Source organism: Pantoea sp. GCM10028869, assembly GCF_042666835.1.
Lineage (GTDB): Bacteria > Pseudomonadota > Gammaproteobacteria > Enterobacterales > Enterobacteriaceae > Pantoea > Pantoea leporis.
Window position 1 is genome coordinate 1 of the sequence record NZ_JBHTGO010000010.1, and the last position, 22065, is coordinate 22065.

21 protein-coding genes are annotated in these 22065 nt (G+C 55.1%); 5 read left to right on the forward strand and 16 right to left on the reverse strand.

The annotated features are described in order from the left end of the window. Positions 1 to 131: 131 nt before the first annotated feature. From thiL to nrdR, 5 genes are all read right to left on the reverse strand, one after another. On the reverse strand, positions 132 to 1109 hold the full coding sequence (gene thiL / locus ACFQW4_RS20520; RefSeq protein ID WP_101762440.1) for a thiamine-phosphate kinase: 978 nt from the start codon (positions 1107 to 1109) through the stop codon (positions 132 to 134). A gap of 46 nt (positions 1110 to 1155) precedes the next feature. Further along, on the reverse strand, positions 1156 to 1575 hold the full coding sequence (gene nusB, locus ACFQW4_RS20525) for a transcription antitermination factor NusB (protein ID WP_007887007.1): 420 nt from the start codon (positions 1573 to 1575) through the stop codon (positions 1156 to 1158). Positions 1576 to 1594: 19 nt separating this feature from the next. After that, positions 1595 to 2065, reverse strand: a complete 471-nt coding sequence (gene ribE / locus ACFQW4_RS20530) for a 6,7-dimethyl-8-ribityllumazine synthase (protein ID WP_007887008.1) — start codon at positions 2063 to 2065, stop codon at positions 1595 to 1597. Positions 2066 to 2155: 90 nt separating this feature from the next. Continuing rightward, entirely contained in the window at positions 2156 to 3259 is a 1104-nt protein-coding gene (ribD, locus tag ACFQW4_RS20535; protein WP_377727121.1) for a bifunctional diaminohydroxyphosphoribosylaminopyrimidine deaminase/5-amino-6-(5-phosphoribosylamino)uracil reductase RibD, read from the reverse strand. Between the two features lie 3 nt (positions 3260 to 3262). Further along, positions 3263 to 3712 carry a transcriptional regulator NrdR gene (gene nrdR, locus ACFQW4_RS20540; RefSeq protein WP_008103978.1) on the reverse strand — a complete coding sequence of 150 codons (450 nt, stop codon included), beginning with the start codon at positions 3710 to 3712 and terminating at the stop codon, positions 3263 to 3265. Between the two features lie 205 nt (positions 3713 to 3917). On the opposite strand from nrdR, the gene lysM reads away from it, so the two are divergent. Continuing rightward, a complete protein-coding gene (gene lysM, locus ACFQW4_RS20545) occupies positions 3918 to 4358 on the forward strand; it encodes a peptidoglycan-binding protein LysM (protein WP_101762442.1) in 441 nt (146 codons plus the stop codon). Positions 4359 to 4372: 14 nt separating this feature from the next. Continuing rightward, a complete protein-coding gene (locus ACFQW4_RS20550; protein WP_280172522.1) occupies positions 4373 to 4933 on the forward strand; it encodes a DUF3251 domain-containing protein in 561 nt (186 codons plus the stop codon). A gap of 58 nt (positions 4934 to 4991) precedes the next feature. Here the strand turns inward: ACFQW4_RS20550 and secF are convergent, their stop codons facing one another. Genes secF through queA form a run of 5 tightly spaced genes read right to left on the reverse strand, consistent with a single transcriptional unit; the run spans position 4992 to position 10430 of the window. Beyond that, positions 4992 to 5960 (reverse strand): protein translocase subunit SecF, encoded by a 969-nt coding sequence (secF, locus tag ACFQW4_RS20555; RefSeq protein WP_101762444.1) that lies wholly within the window; start codon positions 5958 to 5960, stop codon positions 4992 to 4994. Between the two features lie 10 nt (positions 5961 to 5970). Next, positions 5971 to 7818, reverse strand: coding sequence for a protein translocase subunit SecD (gene secD / locus ACFQW4_RS20560; protein ID WP_101762445.1), 1848 nt, complete (start codon positions 7816 to 7818; stop codon positions 5971 to 5973). 25 nt (positions 7819 to 7843) lie between these two features. Further along, the gene (yajC, locus tag ACFQW4_RS20565; RefSeq protein ID WP_008103990.1) at positions 7844 to 8176 is read right to left on the reverse strand and encodes a preprotein translocase subunit YajC; all 333 of its coding nucleotides are present in this window, start codon (positions 8174 to 8176) and stop codon (positions 7844 to 7846) included. A 24-nt stretch (positions 8177 to 8200) separates the two neighbouring features. Beyond that, on the reverse strand, positions 8201 to 9325 hold the full coding sequence (tgt, locus tag ACFQW4_RS20570) for a tRNA guanosine(34) transglycosylase Tgt (protein ID WP_061717469.1): 1125 nt from the start codon (positions 9323 to 9325) through the stop codon (positions 8201 to 8203). Between the two features lie 34 nt (positions 9326 to 9359). Next, the gene (gene queA, locus ACFQW4_RS20575; protein ID WP_210081249.1) at positions 9360 to 10430 is read right to left on the reverse strand and encodes a tRNA preQ1(34) S-adenosylmethionine ribosyltransferase-isomerase QueA; all 1071 of its coding nucleotides are present in this window, start codon (positions 10428 to 10430) and stop codon (positions 9360 to 9362) included. Between the two features lie 183 nt (positions 10431 to 10613). Here queA and ACFQW4_RS20580 point away from each other — a divergent pair, with 183 nt between their 5' ends. From ACFQW4_RS20580 to ACFQW4_RS20590, 3 genes are all read left to right on the forward strand, one after another. After that, complete coding sequence (locus ACFQW4_RS20580; RefSeq protein WP_101762447.1) at positions 10614 to 11195, forward strand: ACP phosphodiesterase; 582 nt, start codon at positions 10614 to 10616, stop codon at positions 11193 to 11195. 92 nt (positions 11196 to 11287) lie between these two features. Further along, positions 11288 to 12538 (forward strand): mechanosensitive ion channel family protein, encoded by a 1251-nt coding sequence (locus ACFQW4_RS20585; RefSeq protein ID WP_217547405.1) that lies wholly within the window; start codon positions 11288 to 11290, stop codon positions 12536 to 12538. Between the two features lie 190 nt (positions 12539 to 12728). Next, the gene (locus ACFQW4_RS20590) at positions 12729 to 13538 is read left to right on the forward strand and encodes an inositol monophosphatase family protein (RefSeq protein WP_377727131.1); all 810 of its coding nucleotides are present in this window, start codon (positions 12729 to 12731) and stop codon (positions 13536 to 13538) included. 333 nt (positions 13539 to 13871) lie between these two features. On the opposite strand, the gene proY is transcribed toward ACFQW4_RS20590, so the two are convergent. The 6 genes from proY to phoB all read right to left on the reverse strand — a co-directional run bounded on the left by proY (position 13872) and on the right by phoB (position 21890). Then, positions 13872 to 15227, reverse strand: a complete 1356-nt coding sequence (proY, locus tag ACFQW4_RS20595) for a proline-specific permease ProY (protein ID WP_377727134.1) — start codon at positions 15225 to 15227, stop codon at positions 13872 to 13874. Positions 15228 to 15294: 67 nt separating this feature from the next. Further along, a complete protein-coding gene (brnQ, locus tag ACFQW4_RS20600) occupies positions 15295 to 16614 on the reverse strand; it encodes a branched-chain amino acid transporter carrier protein BrnQ (RefSeq protein ID WP_101762451.1) in 1320 nt (439 codons plus the stop codon). Positions 16615 to 17016: 402 nt separating this feature from the next. Continuing rightward, on the reverse strand, positions 17017 to 18120 hold the full coding sequence (locus ACFQW4_RS20605; protein ID WP_137385256.1) for a cobalamin-independent methionine synthase II family protein: 1104 nt from the start codon (positions 18118 to 18120) through the stop codon (positions 17017 to 17019). 166 nt (positions 18121 to 18286) lie between these two features. Continuing rightward, positions 18287 to 19213: a PstS family phosphate ABC transporter substrate-binding protein gene (locus tag ACFQW4_RS20610; RefSeq protein WP_377727138.1), complete on the reverse strand. Its 927-nt coding sequence runs from the start codon at positions 19211 to 19213 to the stop codon at positions 18287 to 18289. 656 nt (positions 19214 to 19869) lie between these two features. Beyond that, positions 19870 to 21180 (reverse strand): phosphate regulon sensor histidine kinase PhoR, encoded by a 1311-nt coding sequence (gene phoR, locus ACFQW4_RS20615; RefSeq protein ID WP_101762454.1) that lies wholly within the window; start codon positions 21178 to 21180, stop codon positions 19870 to 19872. 20 nt (positions 21181 to 21200) lie between these two features. Then, the gene (gene phoB / locus ACFQW4_RS20620) at positions 21201 to 21890 is read right to left on the reverse strand and encodes a phosphate response regulator transcription factor PhoB (protein WP_007887040.1); all 690 of its coding nucleotides are present in this window, start codon (positions 21888 to 21890) and stop codon (positions 21201 to 21203) included. Between the last annotated feature and the right edge of the window lie 175 nt (positions 21891 to 22065).

Sequence of the window (22065 nt, forward strand, 5' to 3'; positions counted from 1 at the left end):
CGCATCCCAGGACATAAGCGACTCCATAAACGGGTTCTTATGCCTTAGTTGTAAGTGTCTACCATGTCCCCGAACAAGTGTTCACCATGTCCCCGGACTGTACAGTGGGAGAGGGTTAGGGTGAGGGCAATTTACTTCGCGCCGAAGTGATCAAACCCTTTCACATCTACACTGCGCGGCTTGCCGTTCTCCAGCAAACTCAGCCCTTCCGATTCGGGTGCAATCTGCCCAATACAGGTATAAGGCACACCAAAATGGCCGAGCGCCACGTCAATTGCGCCACGGTTCACTTCTGGCACGGTAAAGCACAGCTCGTAATCTTCGCCACCGCTCAACGCCCATTTCAGCACCAGTTCAGGCTCGAAGTGATCGCGCAGGGCCGCTGAAAGCGGTAACGCGTCGAGATTGATGCGAGCGCCAACGCGGCTGGCGGTCAGCACATGGCCGAGATCGGAAATCAGGCCATCAGAGATATCGATCGCCGAGGTTGCCAGCCCCCGCAGCGCCTGGCCTTGCAGCACGCGCGGCATTGGACGCAAATGGCGTTTGATCAACGCTTCGTGCACCGCCGGATCGTTCAGGCGATGGCGATGCTGCAGCAACGATAAACCGGCCGCGCTGTCACCCAAGGTGCCGGTGACAAAGATCCAGTCGCCTGGCTTCGCGCCCGAACGTTTCAGCGCCCTTCCCACTGGCACTAAACCGTGAATGCCGAGCGTCATGCTCAGCGGTCCGCGCGTGGTATCGCCACCAATCAGCTGCATATCGTAATAATCCAGCAGCTCAAACAGGCTGTCGCTGAAGGCCGCCACCCACGGTTCATCAATTTCAGGCAGCGTTAATGCCAGCGTCAGCCAGGCCGGATCGGCGCCCATGGCGGCTAAATCACTGAGATTAACGGCGACGGCTTTGTAGCCGAGATCGGCGGGATGGATATCACGTAAGAAGTGGACGCCTGCAACCAGCGTGTCGGTGCTGATGGCAAGTGTCTGTTTTTCTGGCACGTTAAGTAACGCGCAGTCGTCACCAATTCCTTTCTCCACATCGCGGCGGGAGCTGGTGACGCGGTTAAAGTAACGTGCAATCAGTTCGAATTCACCACAAGACATAAGTCAGGTCTCAATGAGAAAAAGGCCGGATAACCGGCCTTTAACGCTATTTTTTGTTTGGTCGAATTTGCGGGGCAGCTTTGTCGAGCACACCGTTGACGAATTTGTGGCTGTCTTCAGCACCAAACACTTTTGCCAACTCGATGCCTTCGTTGATGGCCACTTTATACGGCACATCAGAACGCTTGCTCAGCTCATACAGCGAAATACGCAGGATGGCTTTTTCTACCTGGCCCAGCTCTTCCAGCTGACGCGACAGGTAAGGCTTCATCAGACCGTCCAGGTACGCGCTGTTAGTCGCCACACCGGCCAGCAATTCGCGGAAATAGCTAATATCGACGTCTTTGACGTCTTGTTCCGCCAGAAACTGGTATTCCACATCGGCAATGTCGTTCTTAGACAGCTGCCAGGAGTAAAGCGCCTGGACAGCGCACTCACGGGCGCGACGACGAGCAGCAGGTTTCACAAAATTCCCCTTACAAAAATCAGGCTTTGATGGCTTTCAATACGTTGATCATTTCGAGTGCAGTCAGGGCCGCTTCGGCACCTTTATTACCTGCTTTCGTGCCGGCGCGTTCAATCGCCTGCTCGATATTTTCAGTGGTCAACACGCCGAAGGTCACCGGGATTTCGCTGGTCATCGCGACGTGCGCAATGCCCGAGCTGGCTTCACCGGCCACATATTCGAAATGTGCGGTGCCGCCACGGATGACAGTGCCCAACGCAACAATGGCGTCGTGCTTACCGGCTTTCGCCAGTGCGCGTGCTGCCAGCGGCAGTTCGTATGCACCTGGAACCCAGACAACGGTGATGTTATCTGCTTTCACCTGGCCGATGCGCTTAAGTGCGTCAATCGCGCCGTCCAGCAGGCTGTCATTAATGAAGTTGTTAAAACGCGCAATTACGATGGCAATGTTTGCATCAGGCGTGGCAACAGGAGCTTCGATAACTTTCATACATATCCTTTGGGTTGTTTTATGGCCCCGCAGAAGGGGGCGGATTCTATCATACTCTTTGGCGACGCGCTCAGGCTTTTCCGCGCGCTTTCAGCGCGGCGTCAGCGTCAGGCGCAGGTCATCGCCAACCAGGCGCACATCGCTAAAATTCAGGGCCGGCGCATCGGCCAGCTGTTCCAGTCCGGGCAGCGTGCACAGGCCGCGTGCGGCATTCCCTAACAGCTTTGGCGCCATGTAAACAATCAGCTCATCCACCAGGCCCGCTTGCAGCAAAGCACCCGCTAATCCGGCACCCGCTTCCACCCACACGCTGTTGATCTGGCGCTGGCCGAGCAACATCATCATCGCGACCAAATCAAGCTGTTCACCACGCTGCGGCACCGCAATCTGGGTCACGCTGGCGGGCCACGCGTGTTGATCGGGCTCGCTGCGCATCAGCCAGGTTTCGCCTGCCTGGTCAATCAGTCGGTGCTGCGGCGTGACGCGCTGTTGGCTGTCAATCACCACGCGCACCGGCTGACGCAGCTGGCTTTCATCAAGCTGCGCACGCACCTCTTCATTCAATTCACTCCAGCGTACCGTGAGCGACGGATTGTCAGCCAACACCGTGGCGCTGGTGCTAAGAATAGCTGAACTCTGGGCGCGTAAACGTTGCACATCGCGCCTTGCGGCCGCGGAGGTGATCCACTGACTTTCGCCACTCGCCATGGCGGTGCGGCCATCAAGGGATGCGCCGAGTTTCAGCTGGATCCACGGGAATCCGGTCCGCATACGTTTGAGAAAACCCCGGTTCAGCGCTTCCGCTTCGTTCATCATCAGGCCATGACTGACGTCGATGCCCGCCTGCTGTAAACGGTAGAGTCCACGTCCTGCCACCTGCGGATTGGGATCCTGCATCGCGGCGACCACGCGCGTCACGCCTGCGGCAATCAGCGCATCGCAGCACGGCGGCGTGCGTCCATGGTGGCTACAAGGTTCCAGCGTGACATACGCGGTTGCGCCAGCAGCTCGTTCGCCCGCCATACGCAGCGCATGCACTTCGGCATGCGGTTCGCCGGCGCGCTGATGCCAGCCTTCGCCGACAATCTCGCCCTCGCGCACAATCACGCAACCGACGTTGGGGTTAGGTGTGGTGGTAAAGCGTCCGCGCCGCGCCAGTTCCAGCGCGCGCGCCATATAGCGTTCGTCAGTCATGGATTAGTCCTGTAGGCGGGCGATCTCTTCACCAAAATCGCGAATATCTTCGAAGCTGCGATAGACCGAGGCAAAGCGAATGTAGGCCACTTTATCGAGCTTTTTCAGCTCATCCATCACCAGATTGCCGATCAGTGCGCTTGGCACTTCGCGTTCACCGGTGGCACGCAGCTGAGTTTTAATATGATTGACCGCGCTTTCAACCGCATCGGCGCTGACGGGGCGTTTTTCCAGCGCCTTAATCATGCCGCTGCTGAGCTTGTCTTCATTGAAGGGTTCACGCACATCGTTGCTTTTTACCACGCGCGGCATCACCAACTCTGCCACTTCAAAGGTGGTAAAACGCTCATGACACACCAGACACTGACGACGGCGACGCACCGACGATCCTTCACTAACCAGACGAGAATCAATCACTTTGGTGTCCACAGCGGAGCAGAATGGGCAATGCATGAGGCTTCCTGATGCGAGATAAATAGGCCACACAGTGTAGCGCGATCGCGCCACAAAATGTATGTGTGTGGCACATAATGTGTGAATCCCCGTTTGTGACGTTAAGCTAAATGCAAGACATCACCTACATGACCACAGGCAAAAAACCACTACGCTTAAAGAGCCGCCAGCAAGGCGGCCAACATCATAAAAATCTGGAGGATGTATGGGTCTGTTTGATTTCGTGAAAGATGCTGGAGAAAAACTGTGGGATGCCGTCAGTGGCGGCGGCGACGATGCCAGCAAGAAATTGCAGGATCACATCAACAAACTCGGTTTGCCCGACAGCGATAAGGTCAAGGTGGATGTCAAAGGCGATACCGTTACTGTGACTGGTGATGGCATCTCTCAGGAGTTGAAAGAGAAGATTCTGGTGGCCGCCGGTAACGTCGCGGGCATCACCAAGGTGGATGACAAGGTCACCGCCAGCGATGCCGCTACGCCCGCGAAATTCTATACCGTGAAAAAAGGCGATACCTTGAGTGCAGTATCGAAAGAGGTGTACGGAAATCCTAATGAATACAACAAGATTTTCGAAGCGAACAAGCCAATGCTGACGCATCCTGATAAGATCTACCCTGGCCAGGTTTTACGAATTCCCGAATAAAGAAAGGACATTGCATGACGATCAGGACGTTTTGGGCTCCGGCAGCACTCTCTTTGCTGGTTCTCAGTGGTTGCAGTTCAACGCCGGTTTCACCGCAGGTTAAAGAGTTGCATCAGGAGGTGAGTCAGCTTAATCAGCAGATGCGCAAGCTGACCAATCAGGCAACGGCGCTGGAGATTCAGGGACAGCTGAACAGCCAATCCACCCAGGGCGCGTGGCTGTTGCCGCAAGCCAATACGCCGGTGGAGTTACAGACGCAGCTAGGTAAATTGCGTTTGTCACTCTCGCAGGTGGCGGGTGAAGCCAGCGGCAGTCGCGCCAATCTGAATATCCGCTCAACCAATGATCAGCCGATTCCGGCACTGCGCGCGACCGTGGTATGGGGCGAAATGGATCCGGCCAGCGGCAAACCGCTTAACGCGGGCAGCCTGAGCCAGACCATCGAGGTTCCTGCACAGTTAATGCCACGCAGTTCCGTTAGCGTGCCGCTGCGACTCAGCGGGTTAACCCCGGAGCAACTCGGCTACGTGCGCGTGCATGATGTTGAGCCTCCAGCGACGAAAACCACGCCCTGATCGACAGGCATAAAAACACGGGCTGCCAATGGCAGCCCGTTTACTTTCTGACTCCGCGTTACGGCAGAATCGAAGGCTGATCTGCGCCCTCTTTTTCCACTTTCTGCACCAGCATATGTTCACGCTTCATGCCGAGTTTCAGCGCCAGCGCTGAAGAGACATAAATCGATGAAATGGTACCGATGGTGACACCGATCAGCATGGTCAGTGAGAAGCCTTTCAGCAACGCACCACCAAACACGAACAGGATCATGATCATCGCCAGCGTAGTGATGGAGGTGATCAAGGTACGGCTCAGCGTCTGGGTCAGCGACACGTTAGTGATGTCGTAAGAAGAACCGCGGCGAATCTTGCGGAAGTTCTCACGAATACGGTCGGATACCACGATCTTATCGTTAAGCGAGTAACCAATGACCGACATCAATGAAGCGACAATCGTCAGGTCGATTTCGACGTGCGCCAGCGACAAAATGCCACAGGTGATGATCACATCGTGCGCCAGCGCCAGTACGGTGCCGAGCGCTAAACGCCACTCAAAGCGGAAGCCGATGTAGATCAAAATCGCAATCAGCGCTGACAGCAGCGCCATCGCACCGGCCTGCGCCAGATCGCTACCCACGCTTGGGCCAACGAACTCGATACGTTTCACGGTAGCGTTCTGCTGCGTGGTCTGGCTAATGGAAGCCAGCACTTTATTGCCCAGTTCGGTGCCGGCATTGCCGGTGGCCGGAGGCATACGCACCATCACATCACGGCTGCTACCAAAGTTCTGCACCAGCGGCTCTTCAAAGCCCGCTTTCACCAAACCTTCACGCAGCGCGTCGAGATCCGCTGGTTTTTCCAGGTTAATCTCAATCACCGTTCCGCCGGTAAAGTCGAGGCCCCAGTTGAAGCCTCGCACACCGACAATGACGATAGATGCCACAATCAGCAGACCGGAGATGATGAAAGCCAGCTTATCCCAGCGCATAAAGTCGACGACTTTACGACCGTGGTTTAGCTGCTCAATACTATATTCCTGTGCCACAACGCACTCCTCAGATAGACAGCTTGTTGATGCGTTTGCCGCCGTACACCAGGTTAACGATGGCACGGGTGCCGACGATAGCGGTAAACATTGAGGTTGCGATACCGATAGCCGTAGTAATCGCAAAGCCTTTGATTGAACCGGTACCGACCGCATAAAGAATGATAACTTTGATCAGCGTAGTGACGTTGGCATCGACGATACTGGAGAAGGCGCCTTTATAGCCTTCATGAATCGCCTGCTGTACCGAGCGTCCGTTACGCAACTCTTCTTTAATACGTTCGTTAATCAACACGTTAGCATCGACCGCAACCGCCAGCGTCAGCACGATACCGGCAATACCCGGCATGGTGAGCGTCGCGCCTGGCAGCAGTGACATGATGCCGACAATCAGCACCAGGTTACACAGCAGCGCGCTGGTAGCGATAAGACCAAACTTCTTGTAGAACACCACCATGAACAGGATCGAGGCAATCAAACCCCACAGGCAGGCTTCGAGGCCTTGTGTGATGTTCTGCTGACCCATGGTTGGGCCGATAGTACGCTCTTCTACAATCTGGATTGGCGCAATCAACGCACCCGCGCGCAGCAGCAGCGACAGCTGACGTGCTTCGTTTGCATTATTGATACCGGTGATACGGAAGCTGTTACCGAGGCGCGACTGAATGTTCGCCACGTTAATCACTTCTTCCTGTTTCACCAGAATCGACCGGCCGTTGGCATCTTTCTTACCGCTGTCTTTGTACTCCACAAACAGGGTCGCCATCGGCTTACCGATGTTGTCCTTGGTGAAGTTGGACATCATGTTGCCGCCCGCGCCATCCAGTGAAATGTTCACCTGCGGCTGGTTGTACTCATCCATGCTCGACGTGGAATCAGTGATGTGATCACCGGTCAGAATCACACGCTTGTACAGCACCACTGGCTGCCCGTCGCGGGTTTTCTTCACTTCCGAATCGCCGGGCACACGGCCGCTGGCCGCTGCGGTTGGATCCACGCTGGTGTTCACCAGACGGAATTCCAGCGTGGCAGTTGCGCCCAGAATCTCTTTCGCGCGCGCGGTGTCCTGAATACCCGGCAGTTCCACCACGATGCGGTCAGAACCCTGACGCTGCACCAGCGGTTCGGCAACGCCGAGCTGGTTCACACGGTTACGCAGAATGGTGATGTTTTGCTGCACCGCATATTCACGCGCTTCGCTCAGACGCGCATCACTCATCACCGCACGCAGCGCATCGCTGCCCTGGCTTGAGATCACCAGATCACGGTGGCGAGTAGACAAGTAGCTGATTGCCGCATCACGGCTGGCGCCGTCACGGAAACGCACTTCTACGCCATAGTTCGCGATTTTATTAACGGTGGTATACGGAATGCTTTTGTCGCGCAGATCGCTGCGCAGGCTGTCGGCGTTCTGCTCTTGCAGTTTGCCCAGAGCCGTATCCATATCCACTTCCATCAGGAAGTGAACGCCGCCGCGCAGATCAAGACCGAGTTTCATCGGTTCCGCGGACAGCATGCTCAGCCAGCGAGGCGTTGCCGGCGCAAGGTTAAGGGCCACAATGTAGTCTTCGCCCAGCGCGCTGGTGAGTGCATCACGCGCGCGCAGCTGTCCATCCTGCGTTGCAAAGCGGGCCAGAATGGCACCATTTTCCAGAGCGAGGGATTTGCTCTCGATATTGTCTTGTTTTAATACGGTCTGGATCTGATCCAACGTTTGCTCACTGGCGGCGCCACCGCGCGCACCAGTGATCTGAACGGCCGGATCCTCACCATAAAGGTTAGGAAGCGCATAGAGCAGGCCGACGAGAATCACGACGACCAGCATGATGTACTTCCACAAAGGATAACGGTTTAACACGGCAGTTCCCTTCGGGAAGAAAAAATTACAGCGCCTTCAAAGTACCTTTCGGCAGAACGGCGGCCACGAAATCACGTTTAACAACTACTTCAGTGGTGTCGTTCAGGGCAATAGAAACATAGCCAGTTTCTGCCACTTTGGTCACACGGCCAACTAAACCACCGCTTGTCAGCACTTCATCACCTTTAGAGATGGAATCCATCAGTTTCTTGTGATCTTTAGTACGCTTCTGCTGTGGACGCAGAATCATGAAGTAGAAGATCAGACCAAATACCACCAGCATGATCACCAGAGAATACGGACTTCCCTGAGACGGTGCGCCTGCTGCGGCTACGGCGTCAGAAATGAAAAAGCTCATTAAATTTCCCTCATTGATGAATTATCAGACGTTCAGCGGAGGAACCGCCTTCCCCGTCCGTTGGTAGAACTCGCTAACAAAGTGCTCTAATTTACCCTCTTCGATAGCCTTACGTAAACCGGCCATCAAACGCTGGTAATAGCGCAGATTGTGAATCGTATTCAGGCGTGCGCCCAGTATTTCGTTACAGCGATCAAGATGATGCAAGTAGGCGCGGCTATAATTGCGACAGGTGTAACAATCACACTCTGCATCCAGCGTTGCGGTGTCATCTTTATACCGGGCATTACGAATTTTCACCACGCCATCGGTAACAAACAGATGACCATTGCGCGCATTGCGCGTTGGCATAACGCAGTCAAACATATCGATACCGCGGCGAACGCCTTCCACCAGATCTTCTGGCTTGCCGACGCCCATCAAATAACGCGGTTTGTCTTGCGGAATTTGCGGACAGACGTGTTCCAGGATTCGGTGCATGTCCTCTTTAGGTTCACCCACCGCCAGGCCGCCCACAGCGTACCCATCAAAGCCAATCTCTACCAGACCTTTAACCGAGACATCTCGTAAATCTTCGTAAACACCGCCCTGAATAATGCCGAATAATGCATTTTTATTGCCGAGTGAATCGAAGCGATCGCGGCTGCGTTGTGCCCAGCGCAACGACATCTCCATCGAACGTTTGGCGTAATCCCAATCCGCCGGATACGGCGTACATTCGTCGAAGATCATCACCACGTCAGAACCGAGATCGAACTGAATCTCCATCGACTTTTCCGGATCGAGGAAAATCGGATCGCCGTTGATCGGGTTACGGAAGTGCACGCCCGCTTCGGTGATCTTACGGATATCGCCAAGGCTGAACACCTGGAAGCCGCCGGAATCGGTAAGGATCGGTCCTTGCCAGTTCATGAAATCGTGCAGGTCGCCGTGCAGTTTCATGATCTCCTGACCTGGGCGCAGCCACAGGTGGAAGGTGTTGCCGAGCAGGATTTGCGCGCCGGTCTCTTTCACTTCCTCCGGCGTCATGCCTTTCACCGTGCCGTAAGTGCCCACGGGCATAAATGCTGGGGTTTCAACAACGCCACGATCAAAGACCAGACGGCCACGGCGCGCGCGCCCGTCGGTAGTATCTAATTCAAATTTCACATTAACCTCTGATCAGAGAAACAGTCTGATTCAATTATGCGCCGACGCTTTCGTCAGGCGCTTGTGGATTACGGGTGATGTACATCGCATCCCCGTAGCTAAAGAAACGGTACTGCTCTGCCACCGCGCTGTGATAAGCCGCCATGGTGTGCTGATAACCAGCAAAGGCCGAAACCAGCATAATCAGGGTCGATTCCGGCAGATGGAAGTTGGTGATCAGCGCATCGATCACCTGATAGTGATAGCCGGGATAGATGAAAATCTGTGTGTCATCGAAGAAGGGTGCAATCAGCGCATCCTGGCTGGCCTTCGCGGCGCTCTCCAGCGAACGTACTGAGGTGGTGCCCACGGCGACCACTTTGTTGCCGCGTGCTTTACACGCCAGCACCGCATCCACCACATCCTGCGGCACTTCCGCGTATTCGGCATGCATGATGTGATCCTCGATGGTTTCAACGCGCACCGGCTGGAAAGTCCCGGCACCGACGTGCAGCGTGACAAACGCCATCTCGACGCCTTTGGCTTTCAGCGCTTCCAGCAGCGGCTCGTCAAAGTGCAAACCGGCGGTCGGTGCGGCGACGGCGCCGGGACGCACGCCGTACACGGTCTGGTACAGCTCACGGTCAGCATCTTCATCCGGACGATCAATATACGGCGGCAGCGGCATATGGCCGACGCTGTTGAGAATATCCAGCACCGCGCGATCGTCTTCGAATGCGATCTCAAACAGTGTGTCATGGCGCGCCACCATCGTGGCTTTGACACTTTCGTCATCGCCCAGCAGCAGCGCTGCGCCCGGCTTGGGCGCTTTGGAGGCGCGCACGTGCGCCAGCACGCGCTTATCGTCCAGCATGCGCTCAACCAGCATCTCGATTTTGCCGCCGCTGGCTTTACGCCCAAAGACGCGCGCCGGAATCACGCGGGTGTTGTTGAACACCAGCAGATCGCCCGGATTGAGCTTATCCATCACGTCTGTAAATACGCCGTGGCTTAACGCGCCGCTTGGACCATCCAGCGACAGCAAGCGGCAACCGCTTCGCTGCGCCTGCGGATAGTGGGCGATTAAGGATTCTGGCAACTCAAAGGTAAAATCGGCTACGCGCATGCTTCACTTCTTCAGGACTTAAAATCAGGCGGCATAGTCTAGCGGAAAAGCGGCAAATTCTGAACAACTGGCTGCGCTTCTGTGATTCTGCGAATACACAAAATAATTCGAGGTGCAGGCAGGCGGCAAACGAGAGCAGCCCACGCACCTGTAACTTGATGTATGACGTGTATATAATGCGCCATGAACTTTCTCGCTCACCTTCACCTGGCGCAGCTGGCTAACAGCTCTCTGCTGGGCAATCTCATGGCCGATTTCGTGCGCGGCAACGTGCAATCACAATGGCCTGCACCGGTGGTGGATGGCATTGCCATGCATCGTCGCCTCGACGTCCTGACCGATAACCTGCCCGAAGTGCGGATTGCGCGTGCGCTGTTTCGTCCGGAAACGCGCCGCGTGGCCCCCATCACGCTGGACGTGATTTGGGACCATTTCCTCGCGCTGCACTGGGATAAATTCCACCCAACGCAGTCGCTGGTGGCATTTACCGCGGCGGCTGAACAAAACATCGTGCCGCAGCTGGCGGGCACGCCGGAAGGTTTCATCGAGCTGAACGCGGTGATGTGGCGCGAACGCTGGTTTGAGCACTATGCCGAACCAACGCGGCTGGCACGCGTGCTCAACGGCATGGCGCATCGCCGTCCGCGCTTAGCCGCGCTGCGCGACTCCTATCAGGATTTTGTTGATCACTACGAGCAACTTGAGCCGCTGTTCTTCCAGTTTTATCCGCGCTTAATGGCCGCCGCGCGCGCGCAGGAATTGTAATATTAGGTAATTCAAGACCCGTCTGTTGGACGGGAAATTTCCCATCACCTACCCTGCGTGACCTTAATCTTCGTCACACTCAGGGAAATCTCATGCAGCATCTTATTGCCAACCGGCTCGCAGAAGCCGGTCTTAGCTACACGCACATCCTGGCGTTGGGGATAGTGATTGCCATTATCTTTGCCATCTCACTGCTTACTCACGCCATTCTGCACCGCGCTATCTTGCCGCTGCTGCGTCGATACACCGAGAAAAGTAGCCGTCAGTGGCCAAAAGCGCTGATTAACAGTCGCCTGTTTAGCCGCAGCGTCTGGCTGATGCAAGGTGTGCTATTCAAATTACAGACTGAACTCTTCCTGCACGACAGTGCTCAGATCTATGCAGCGCTGCTGATTTTCGCCCAGCTGTGGATGATGATCTTCGCCCTGCTGATGTTGTTCTCCTTGCTCGATTTACTACAGCAGCTCAGCGCGAACAGCATGCTGGCACAGCAATTGCCGCTGCGCGGTATTATCCAGAGCGTGAAATTGATCGCCGCCATTTTAATGGTAATCATGATTATTTCGCTGCTGTTGGGTAAATCGCCCGGCGTATTGATCACCGGACTCGGTGCCATGACCGCGGTGCTGATGCTGGTATTTAAAGATCCAATTCTGGGTCTGGTGGCCGGTATTCAGTTGGCGGCCAATAATATGCTGAAAATGAATGACTGGCTGGAAATGCCGAAATATGGCGCGGACGGTGCGGTCATCGATATTTCTTTAACCACGGTAAAAGTGCGCAACTGGGATAACACCATTGTTACCATTCCCGCTTACGCCTTAATTTCCGACTCCTTTAAAAACTGGCGCGGCATGTCGGAATCCGGTGGGCGTCGCATTAAGCGCAGCATTCATATTGATACCACCAGTATTGGCTTCCTTGATGATGCCATGATGCAGCAGCTGAAAAGTGCGCATCTGCTGGCACCGTATCTGGATAGCAAAAGCGAAGAAGTGGCCGCATGGAATGCGCAACTGGGCTGTGATTTAGATTCGCCACTCAACGGTCGCCGCCTGACGAATATCGGTACCTTCCGCGTCTGGCTGCAGAGCTGGCTGGAGCAGCATCCGCGTATTCACAAAGAGATGACGTTAATGGTGCGGCAGTTAGCGCCAGGTGAAAACGGTCTGCCGCTGGAAGTGTATGTGTTCACCAACACCACGGTGTGGAAAGAGTACGAGAATATTCAAGCGGATATCTTTGACCATATTTACGCAGTGCTACCTACTTTCGGTCTGCGCGTCCATCAATCGCCAACCGGTAATGACATGCGTCAAATTGGCGTAAGAACCCGCCACTAAGGCTTCATCCCGTATTACCCGCCAGTAAGAAGAAAAATTTCACTGGCGGGCTTTTCCCCCTCTTGTCACGCGCAGCCATCTGCGGCTTAATGAAGCCTTTCTTAACTTTTGTTAACTTCGTCACACAGCCAATACGCCATTTTTGGCGTCTGTTGTTGCTTCGCCAGCCTGAAAATCATAAGAGGGAAAGATGTCATCAGCTTCGCTTACCGAACTCGACGCACGTTATCATTTCGCCTGTGATGTTGCCAAAACCGCCGCCAGCCGGGCTCTATCCTGGTATCAGCAACGTCATCAATTAGTGGTTGAGCATAAGAAAGATCTGCAGGATGTGGTCAGCGAAGCCGATCGCAACGTTGAGGCATTGGTCAAGCATTTGATCCACGAACGCTTTCCTGACGATGCGGTGTTGGGTGAAGAGAGCGGCGGCAATACTGCTGGCGCACGCTTTATCTGGGTGCTCGATCCGATTGATGGCACCAGCAGCTTTCTTAACGGCTTGCACAACTGGTGCGTATCGCTGGCGATCGTTTGTGAAAACGAAGCGGTGATTGGTGTGGTGTGCGATCCCAATCATCATGAAACCTTTCACGCCTGCCGCGGCAAAGGTGCTTGGGTTAATGATAAGCGCATTCAGGCGCACAGCGCGCAGCAGCTCGATCAGGGATTGCTTGGTCTGAGCAGCTCCAACAGCCAACCGATTGAACCGCTTACCACTTTTATCAGCGCATTACTGGCGCAGGGCGGCATGTTTATCCGCAACGGCTCGGGGGCGTTGATGAGCGCATGGGCGGCGGCCGGTCGCTTAATTGGTTACTACGAAGCGCATATGAATCCGTGGGATGGCTTGCCGGGCATTGTGCTGATGCGCGAAGCGGGCGGCATTACCAACGATTATCTGGCTAATCACGGCTTGAAGAACGGCAATCCGGTGCTGCTGGCTAATGCGGTGATTTATCCGCAGCTGAAAGCGCTGCTGCCTGGGCATTTATCGTTATAATTTCCGTAATCGGTTAAGTTCGTTAATTTATGCGAACTTAACCTTCATGCAAAATTACTTAAGCGCGCTGTAAGTAATATTCTATTCCGAAGTGAGAATTTTCTCTTTTTTTCTTAAACATCCCGGCATCAATAAAAATACGATATGCTGCGCAAGTCAAACATCCCTTAGTAATACTTATTTTCTCCTTTTTTGTTGTTCTTTTCGGCGCCAGGATGCGCCGAGATATTTTTTGGCATTTTATTATTTCGGGATAGCGTGATTATTTTTTTATATTATTTTTAATCGTCATCGATAATAAAGGTCGCCATCAATGGCGACCTTACAATATCATCAGCTTTTACGCTTTTTCACTAGCGGCCACGCCAGTAATAGCAGCGCAATCCACGCAAAACCAACGTACAGCGACACGCGCGTATCCGGGAAGTAACCAATCAGCCCAATAATGAAGGCCAGGAATAGCACGCCGAACCATGCGGTAGCGCTACCGCCCGGCATGGCAAAATCCAGCTTACCGGCTTGCTCTTTGCCAATCTTGCGGCGGAAGGCGATCTGCGACAGCAGAATCATGATCCACACCCAAACGGTAGCAAAGGTCGCCAGCGAGGCGATCACCAGGAAGACTTTCTCTGGCATCAGGTAGTTGAGATACACCGCAATCAGCATCGCCAGCATCATCACCAAAACGGTCACCCACGGAATTCCGCGATTCGAAACCTTCTGGAATACCTTCGGTGCGTGGCCCTGTTGCGCCATGCCGTGCAGCATACGCCCCACGCCAAACACATCGCTGTTAATCGCCGACAGCGACGCCGTCAGCACCACGAAGTTAAGAATTGATGCCGCCGCCGCAATACCCAAATGCTGGAAGGTCAGCACGAACGGACTGCCAGAAGTGCCCACCTGATTCCATGGATAAATCGACATGATGACGAACAGCGTACCAACGTAGAACACCAGAATACGCATCGGTACGGAGTTGATGGCGCGTGGAATCGAGGTCTTCGGATCTTCCGCTTCACCAGCAGTAATCCCGATAATCTCAATGCCGCCGTAGGCAAACATCACCATCTGCAGTGACAGCAGCATGCCGACAATGCCGTGCGCGAAGAAGCCGCCGTTGGTCCACAGATTGTGAATGCCGGTCGGCTGGCCGCCGTTGCCGATGCCCCAGATAATCATGCCGAAGCCGGCGAGGATCATGATGATGATGGTGGCGACTTTGAAAAAGGAGAACCAGAACTCCACTTCGCCAAAGACTTTCACGCTCATCAGGTTGATGGCGCCGATAATCAACACCACGCTCAGCACCCAAATCCAGTGCGGCACATCGGGGAACCACACGCCCATGTAGATACCAAAAGCCGTTACGTCGGCAATCGCCACAATCAGGATTTCAAAACAGTAGGTCCAGCCGGTGATGTATCCGGCCAGCGGGCCGAGATAATCCTGCGCATAGCGCGAGAATGAGCTGGCCTGCGGGTTGTTGACCGACATTTCCCCCAACGCACGCATGATGATGTACGCCACCGCACCGCCGATGATGTACGCCAGCAGCACGCTTGGGCCCGCCATTTTGATAGCATCTGCCGAGCCGTAAAACAGCCCGGTGCCAATCGCCGATCCCAGCGCCATAAAGCGAATGTGGCGCGTGCTCAGTCCGCGTTTGAGCTTATTGGTTTCTTGCATAACACTCAGTACCTTGAAAATGAAAAACCACGGGCAAGCCCGTGGTTGGAATTAACAGCAATGTCGCTTACTGATGAACCGCGACCTGCTCACGTCCTTTTGCCCGATCAACTACCGCGGCAATCACCAGCATCGCCAGCGATGGCGGCAACCAGGAAAGTCCCTGATCGGCCAGCGGCAGATGCTGGCTGAACAGCGGCAACACATCTTTAAAGCTGGTGGTTTTGATGGCATCAACGATACCGAACAGCAGGCTTACCAGCATGGTCGGCGCGATAATACGCGAACTTTTGTTCCAGAACTTCAGCGTGAAGCTCAGCACCACCAGCACGATGCATGGCGGATAAATCGCCGTCAGCACCGGAATCGAAATCTGAATCAGATGGCTCAGACCGAGATTCGACACCACCATCGAGAACAGACCCAGAATAAATACCAGCGTTTTATACGACAGCGGAACATATTGCGCAAAGAATTCTGCACAGGCGCAGGTCAGCCCCACCGCCGTCACCATGCAGGCGACGAAGATCAGTGCCGCAAGGAAGAAGCTGCCCATGCCGCCGAAAGTCTGCTGCACATAAGCATGCAGAATTTCAGCACCGTTCGCGCTTTGCGCCACTAATGCGCCGCTATCGTTACCGAGTTTGAACAGCGTCAGGTAAATCAGCGTCAAACCGATACCGGCGATGATGCCCGCCAGCATGGTGTAGCGCGTCAGCAGTTTGGCATCTTCAACACCGCGTGAGCGCGCCGCATTGACGATGACGATACCGAACACCAGCGCTCCCAGCGTATCCATGGTCAGATAACCATTAACGAAACCGCTGGAGAAGGCGGCACGCTGATACTCTTCGGTGCCCGGCGAAACGCCACCGGCCGGCCAGATCAGCACGGCAACGCCGAGCACAATCAGCGCCAGAATTTTCAGCGGAGCGAGGAAGTGGCCGACGGTATCCAACAGTTTGCCCGGATACAGTGAAATGCCAATCACCAGCGCGAAGTAAATCAGGCTGTAAATGAACAGCGGCAGCGTGCCGTCGCCGGTCAACGGTGCAATACCTACGGCAAAGGAAACGGTGGCGGTACGCGGCGTGGCAAACAGCGGGCCAACAGCCAGGTAACACACGGTCGCCAGCAGCAAGCCTGCGGCTTTACCAATCGGCGAGCTCAGCGCGTCAATGCCGCCGCCCACACGCGCCAGCGCGATGACGGTGATCACCGGTAAGCCAACAGCCGTAATCAGGAAGCCGAAAGCCGCAATCCAAACGTGTTCGCCAGACTGAATCCCCACCATCGGTGGGAAGATGATATTTCCTGCGCCAACGAACAGGGCAAACGTCATGAAGCCCAGCGCCAGGATATCCTTGGAGGTTAAACGATGTGTCATAAACTTCTGTACTGCCTGTAGCTGATGTTGCGGTGGAAGTTGAGTTCGTGTTGTCCTCTGGATGCGCTAAAACAAGGGCTTATCAGGCAAGACCAGCGTGTTATGCGGGACTAATCGTTAAAGCGCAGGTGATTTAATCTACTTTTCTTCTGTTCGCAGAGGGATAAATCGACAACGGCGCAAATTAGAACGTTTATAGCGAAGAAAGGCAATACAGGATCGAAAAACCAGAAGGATATAACAAGATAGTGGAAGAAAGCAGTGAATCGCGGTGGAATAGCGGCAAAACACCTCAGATGATTTGCTAAATGTTTCCTCGATGCGAGAGATCTCTTTGCATAAATCAGCCTGCAGATGCACAAAAGGCGCGATTTACGCGCCTGTTTGGCTAACTTTACAGCATTACCAGACTGTTCTTGCTATATCGACCACCAGACGAATCTTCTGCCACTGCTGCTCTTCGCTCAGGCTGTTGCCCTCTTCGGTTGAGGCAAAGCCACACTGCGGGCTAAGGCAGATTTGATCAAGACTCACGAACTGTGCTGCTTCCTGCAGACGCGCTTTCACCTGCTGCGCATCCTCCAGCTCGCCGGTTTTGGTGGTGATCAAACCCAGCACCACTTGCTGATGACCCGGCTTGAGGAAGCGCAGCGGCTCGAAACCACCTGAACGTTCGTTGTCATACTCAAGGTAGAAAGCATCGATATTCACGCCGCCAAACAGCACTTCGGCGACCGGCTCATAGCCACCTTCGGAAATCCAGGTTGAGCGGAAGTTGCCGCGACACACATGCAGCCCAACGGTCAGATCCTCTGGCTTACCTTCCAGTGCAGTATTCAGCACTTCAGCATAGATGCGCGCCAGTTCCTGTGGATCTTCACCACGCTCGCGGATCTGCTGCTGCTGTTCGGTTGAGCACAGATAGGCCCACACCGTGTCATCCAGCTGCAGATAACGGCAACCAGCCGCATAAAACGCTTTGATGGCGTCTTTGTAGGTCTGCGCCAGATCGGCGAAGTACTCTTTCAGATCGGGATACACCGTGGCATCGATCACCTTACGGCCACCGCGGAAGTGCAGCACGCTTGGGCTGGGAATGGTCATCTTGGCAACCGCATCGCCCGCCACGCTTTGCAGGAAGCGGAAGTGCTCCAGCATCGGGTGTTGAGGATTAAAAGCCACTTTACCAGTGACTTTCACGCCGTGCGCTTTGGTCTGCACGCCGTTGAACTGAATGCCCTGCTCCGCTTCGAACAGCTCGACGCCGTGCAAATCGCCGAAGAAATCGAAGTGCCACCAAGCGCGACGGAATTCACCATCGGTAACGATCTGCAGGCCGTTGGCACGCTGCTGCTCCACAACATGGCGGATTTCGCGATCTTCAACCTGACGCAGTTGATCAGCGTTGATTTCGCCATTGGCAAACTGCACACGCGCCTGCTTGATGGCTGCGGGACGCAGAAAACTGCCGACGGTATCGGCGCGGAACGGGTTATGACGTGGCATTTTATCTCCTGGCTGAGCGCATAGTTGCGTCAGGGTATAATTTCGCTGGGTTATTTCAGCCATCTGGACGGCTATATGTCCAGAAAGAATGCCACGCCGTTACCCTTTCGGCAACGGAAGAAAATTCAGCTTACATGAAACTATTTCATGTTCAGATGCACGTTCTTCAATTTCCCTCAATTGCCGCTCGCGCTTGCGCCATCTGGCTATCTGACAACGGCAGATAACCCGCTTCGCTCACCCGACGCTGACCTTGTGGCGATAACACCTGATGCAGAAAGGCATTCACCAGCGGCGGCAGCGGTTTGCCGGGTGCTTTGTTGACGTAGATATAAAGCGGGCGCGACCACGGATAGCGGCCGTTGCGAATCGATTCGGCATCCGGCATCACGCTGTCGCCGTTCGCCGTGACCACCGGTAGCATTTTCACGCCGCTGAGATGAAAGCCAAAACTGGCATAACCGATGCTGTTGGGTGTGGCGGCAACGGCTTGTACCACCGCCGCAGAGCCGGGGAATTCAGCGACATCAGCACGGAAATCACCTTTGCACAGCGCCTGCTGCTTAAAGAAGCCCCACGTTCCCGACGCCGAGTTGCGGCCATAGCGCTGGATGCTGCGCGTGGCCCACTGGCCTTCGCTCAGGCCGAGATCGCCCCAGCGCTGCGGCACTTGCTGCCCGCCGCACAGACGCGTGATGGAGAACAGCGCATCGAGTTGTTGCGGCGCGATGCGCGTCAGCGGATTGTCCTGATTAACCACTACCACCAGCGCATCCATCGCCACCGGCACCGCCAGCGGCGGATAGCCGTAGCGCGCGGTAAAAAGTTGACGTTCGTCGATCTGCATCGGCCGGCTCATCGCGCCCAGCTGGGCAGCACCTGCCGCCAGCGCCGTCGGCGCAGTAGAAGATCCCGCCGCCTGCACCTGAACGTTGACGCCCGGCGACTGGCGGCTGAAATCCTCGCCCCATAATGTCATCAGATAACCCAGCGTATCCGATCCAACGCTGCTCAGATTGCCGGTTAGCATGGTTTGTTGGCCGTGTGCCAAAGCAGAGCAAAGCAGCAAGAGGGAGATCAACAGCGATTTCATTGGCGATTCCGCAATTCAGTAAGACGCCTATTCTGGAGCGGTGCGATTTATCACGCAATACATTGCGTATGGGTTGTTAATGAGGCGGGAATTGGTCTCCATGAATGGCGTAATGCTTGTCAGTTAAACCAACGACGAGTGCGCAGGCCGGTGTCACTTTTGGTCCGGCGGTCCTCGCGCCGCTTACGCGGTACCTTCACTTCGCTCGTCTGCCTGACGGACCGGCGGAGACGGGACTTCCTTGTCCCGGCTCCGCCTTTCGCCCGCGTCCTGCGGGCTCTCCTGCTTCCTCGCTTCGTTCAGCGCTGCGGATTGCCTGCCCAAAAGTGCCCCCGGCCTGCTCATAAGCTTCAGTGCGTGTTGTTGAAAAGGACTGATTCGCTTCAGGCGCTGGCGCGTCTGCTGCGGCAAAAGGGCCATTCGCAGCGCTGAGGCTTTTACGTTGGGCCAGGAGCCTCGCGCATGGATGCGCGAGGCAGTTCGGGGTCGGCCAGGGAAGGCCGATCCGCGAACGGTCCGTCGGCACAACGTGGAAGCCGAAGGTACCGCGCTAGCGGCGCGAGGACGGCCCGTGACGCAGCAGATGTGTCAGCGCCCGCACCAAAAAGGCTTTATTAACTGATAAGTATGACGCCATGAATAGCGATCCCATGACCTTAATTAACCCGCTCTTGCATCACGTTAGCCACAATCAAGCGTGGCGGCAGCAGGAAGCTGAAACAGGTTTCCTGATGCGGCACGCTGGTGATCTCCAGCCGCGCGTTGTGATGTCCCAACGCATGCTTCACGATCGCCAGCCCCAATCCGCTGCCGCCGGTGGCGCGCGAACGCGCTTTATCCACGCGATAGAAACGCTCGGTGAGGCGCGGCAGATGCTGCTCGCTAATGCCCGGCCCGTCATCACACACCTTAAACTGCGCGCCTTGTTTGGTGCGCAGCCAACTGATGTCGATGCGCGTGCCATCGGGCGTGTGATTCACCGCGTTGTAGACCAGATTGGAAATGGCGCTACGTAGCTGCTCATCATTGCCGAACACTTTCAGATGCGGATCGGTATGGAAATGGATGGTGTGACGTCCCTGACTCAGCGTTTCCGCTTCACGCTGCAACAGCATCAGCATGCCCGGCACATCCACCGTCTCTTTGAGATCGATGGCTGGCGCCGCTTCGATACGCGACAAGGTCAACAACTGCTTCACCAGGCTGTCCATGCGGCGCGTCTGCTCTTGCATGGTATGCAACGCCTTGCTGCGCGTGCGCTCGTTCATCACCGAGTCGTCCATCATTTCCAGATAACCCTGCAATACCGTTAACGGCGTGCGCAGTTCATGACTGACGTTAGCAAAAAAGTTGCGTCGCGCGCCTTCCAGCTGGTGCATCTGGGTGACATCACGTGCCACCATCAGCCACTGACCTTCGCTGTAAGGCATCACGCGGAATTCCATATGACGCTGATTATTGAGGATCTGGGTCAGCGGCATGTCGAACTTGCGCTGGCGGATATAGCGGGAAAATTCAGGATAACGCAGCAAATTGAGGATATTCTGGCCGTTATCTTCCGGCCAGCGCAAGCCAAGGTGCTGCTGCGCCAGGCCGTTGCACCAGAAAATAGTGCCCTCTTCGGTGGTCAGCACCACCGCATCCGGCAGCGATTCTGCTCCGCTGCGGAAACGTTTGATCAGATTGCCCAGCTCGCGCCGCCGCCGCCGGTTGCGCAATTGCATCTGGTACAGGCCATAAAACAGCGGTTCCCAGCTGCCGCGTCCGGTGGGCGGCGTCATTGAACGATCGACCCACAGCCAGTGCGACAGACGCATCAGATTTCTGAAGTGCCAGAACATCACGCCGGTCACCGCAATCAGCAGCAGCCACGGCAGATATCCGAACAACAGACCCAACACCAGCGCAGGTAAACAGACCAGCGCCAGCTCGGTCAACAATCTCTTCCAGGAGAGTCGTTCCAGCACGGTAAACACTCCGTTTACGTTTAGTAGCGGGCAGAGAAACGATACCCTGTTCCGCGCACGGTTTGAACCATGCGATCGTGGCCGGTTAATTCCAGTGCTTTACGTAAACGGCGAATATGCACATCGACGGTGCGATCTTCGACATACACATTGGTGCCCCAAACATGGTTCAGCAGCTGTTCGCGGCTGTACACGCGTTCCGGGTGGGTCATAAAGAAGTGCAGCAGTTTGTACTCGGTCGGTCCCATCTCCAGCGGCGTGGTTTCCGACATCACACGATGTGAGGAAGGATCAAGGCTCAGGCCCTGCATCTCAATCACCTCTTCCACCGCCATCGGTGAAATACGGCGCATCACCGCTTTGATACGCGCCATCAGCTCTTTCGGTGAGAATGGCTTGGTGATGTAATCATCCGCGCCCACTTCCAGACCGCGCACGCGATCTTCCTCTTCACCGCGCGCCGTCAGCATCATCACCGGAATGTCGCGCGTCATGGCTTCGCGCTTCAAATGCTTAATAAACTGAATCCCGCTGCCGCCGGGCAACATCCAGTCCAGCAGAATCAAATCAGGCCAGGGTTCGATCAGCTTACCAATCGCGCTGTCATAATCTTCCGCCTCAATAGGCTGGTAATCATTCTGTTCCAGCACGAAACATAACATTTCACGGATGGGAGCTTCGTCTTCCACAACCAAAATGCGCTTAGCCATTGTAACTCCTGCTAGTGTGACACCGTGTCACTGGGATTTGCGGCGCCATTATGCGTCAGTTTTGTGACACTTTTATGAAAACACCGCCCTAAGATAGATAGATAAAAAACAGAAATGTCACAATAAAATTCTGCTTTTTTTCTTTGTGATCTTAAGTGGTTATAATTCGCCTTCG

Bases quoted from the DNA above. Each gene is read 5' to 3' on its own strand.
- thiL (WP_101762440.1), bottom strand. From the start codon at position 1,109: ATGTCTTGTGGTGAATTCGAACTGATTGCACGTTACTTTAACCGCGTC.
- ribE (WP_007887008.1), bottom strand. From the start codon at position 2,065: ATGAAAGTTATCGAAGCTCCTGTTGCCACGCCTGATGCAAACATTGCC.
- ribD (WP_377727121.1), bottom strand. From the start codon at position 3,259: ATGACTGACGAACGCTATATGGCGCGCGCGCTGGAACTGGCGCGGCGC.
- nrdR (WP_008103978.1), bottom strand. From the start codon at position 3,712: ATGCATTGCCCATTCTGCTCCGCTGTGGACACCAAAGTGATTGATTCT.
- lysM (WP_101762442.1), top strand. From the start codon at position 3,918: ATGGGTCTGTTTGATTTCGTGAAAGATGCTGGAGAAAAACTGTGGGAT.
- ACFQW4_RS20550 (WP_280172522.1), top strand. From the start codon at position 4,373: ATGACGATCAGGACGTTTTGGGCTCCGGCAGCACTCTCTTTGCTGGTT.
- yajC (WP_008103990.1), bottom strand. From the start codon at position 8,176: ATGAGCTTTTTCATTTCTGACGCCGTAGCCGCAGCAGGCGCACCGTCT.
- queA (WP_210081249.1), bottom strand. From the start codon at position 10,430: ATGCGCGTAGCCGATTTTACCTTTGAGTTGCCAGAATCCTTAATCGCC.
- ACFQW4_RS20580 (WP_101762447.1), top strand. From the start codon at position 10,614: ATGAACTTTCTCGCTCACCTTCACCTGGCGCAGCTGGCTAACAGCTCT.
- ACFQW4_RS20585 (WP_217547405.1), top strand. From the start codon at position 11,288: ATGCAGCATCTTATTGCCAACCGGCTCGCAGAAGCCGGTCTTAGCTAC.
- ACFQW4_RS20590 (WP_377727131.1), top strand. From the start codon at position 12,729: ATGTCATCAGCTTCGCTTACCGAACTCGACGCACGTTATCATTTCGCC.
- proY (WP_377727134.1), bottom strand. From the start codon at position 15,227: ATGCAAGAAACCAATAAGCTCAAACGCGGACTGAGCACGCGCCACATT.
- brnQ (WP_101762451.1), bottom strand. From the start codon at position 16,614: ATGACACATCGTTTAACCTCCAAGGATATCCTGGCGCTGGGCTTCATG.
- ACFQW4_RS20605 (WP_137385256.1), bottom strand. From the start codon at position 18,120: ATGCCACGTCATAACCCGTTCCGCGCCGATACCGTCGGCAGTTTTCTG.
- ACFQW4_RS20610 (WP_377727138.1), bottom strand. From the start codon at position 19,213: ATGAAATCGCTGTTGATCTCCCTCTTGCTGCTTTGCTCTGCTTTGGCA.
- phoB (WP_007887040.1), bottom strand. From the start codon at position 21,890: ATGGCTAAGCGCATTTTGGTTGTGGAAGACGAAGCTCCCATCCGTGAA.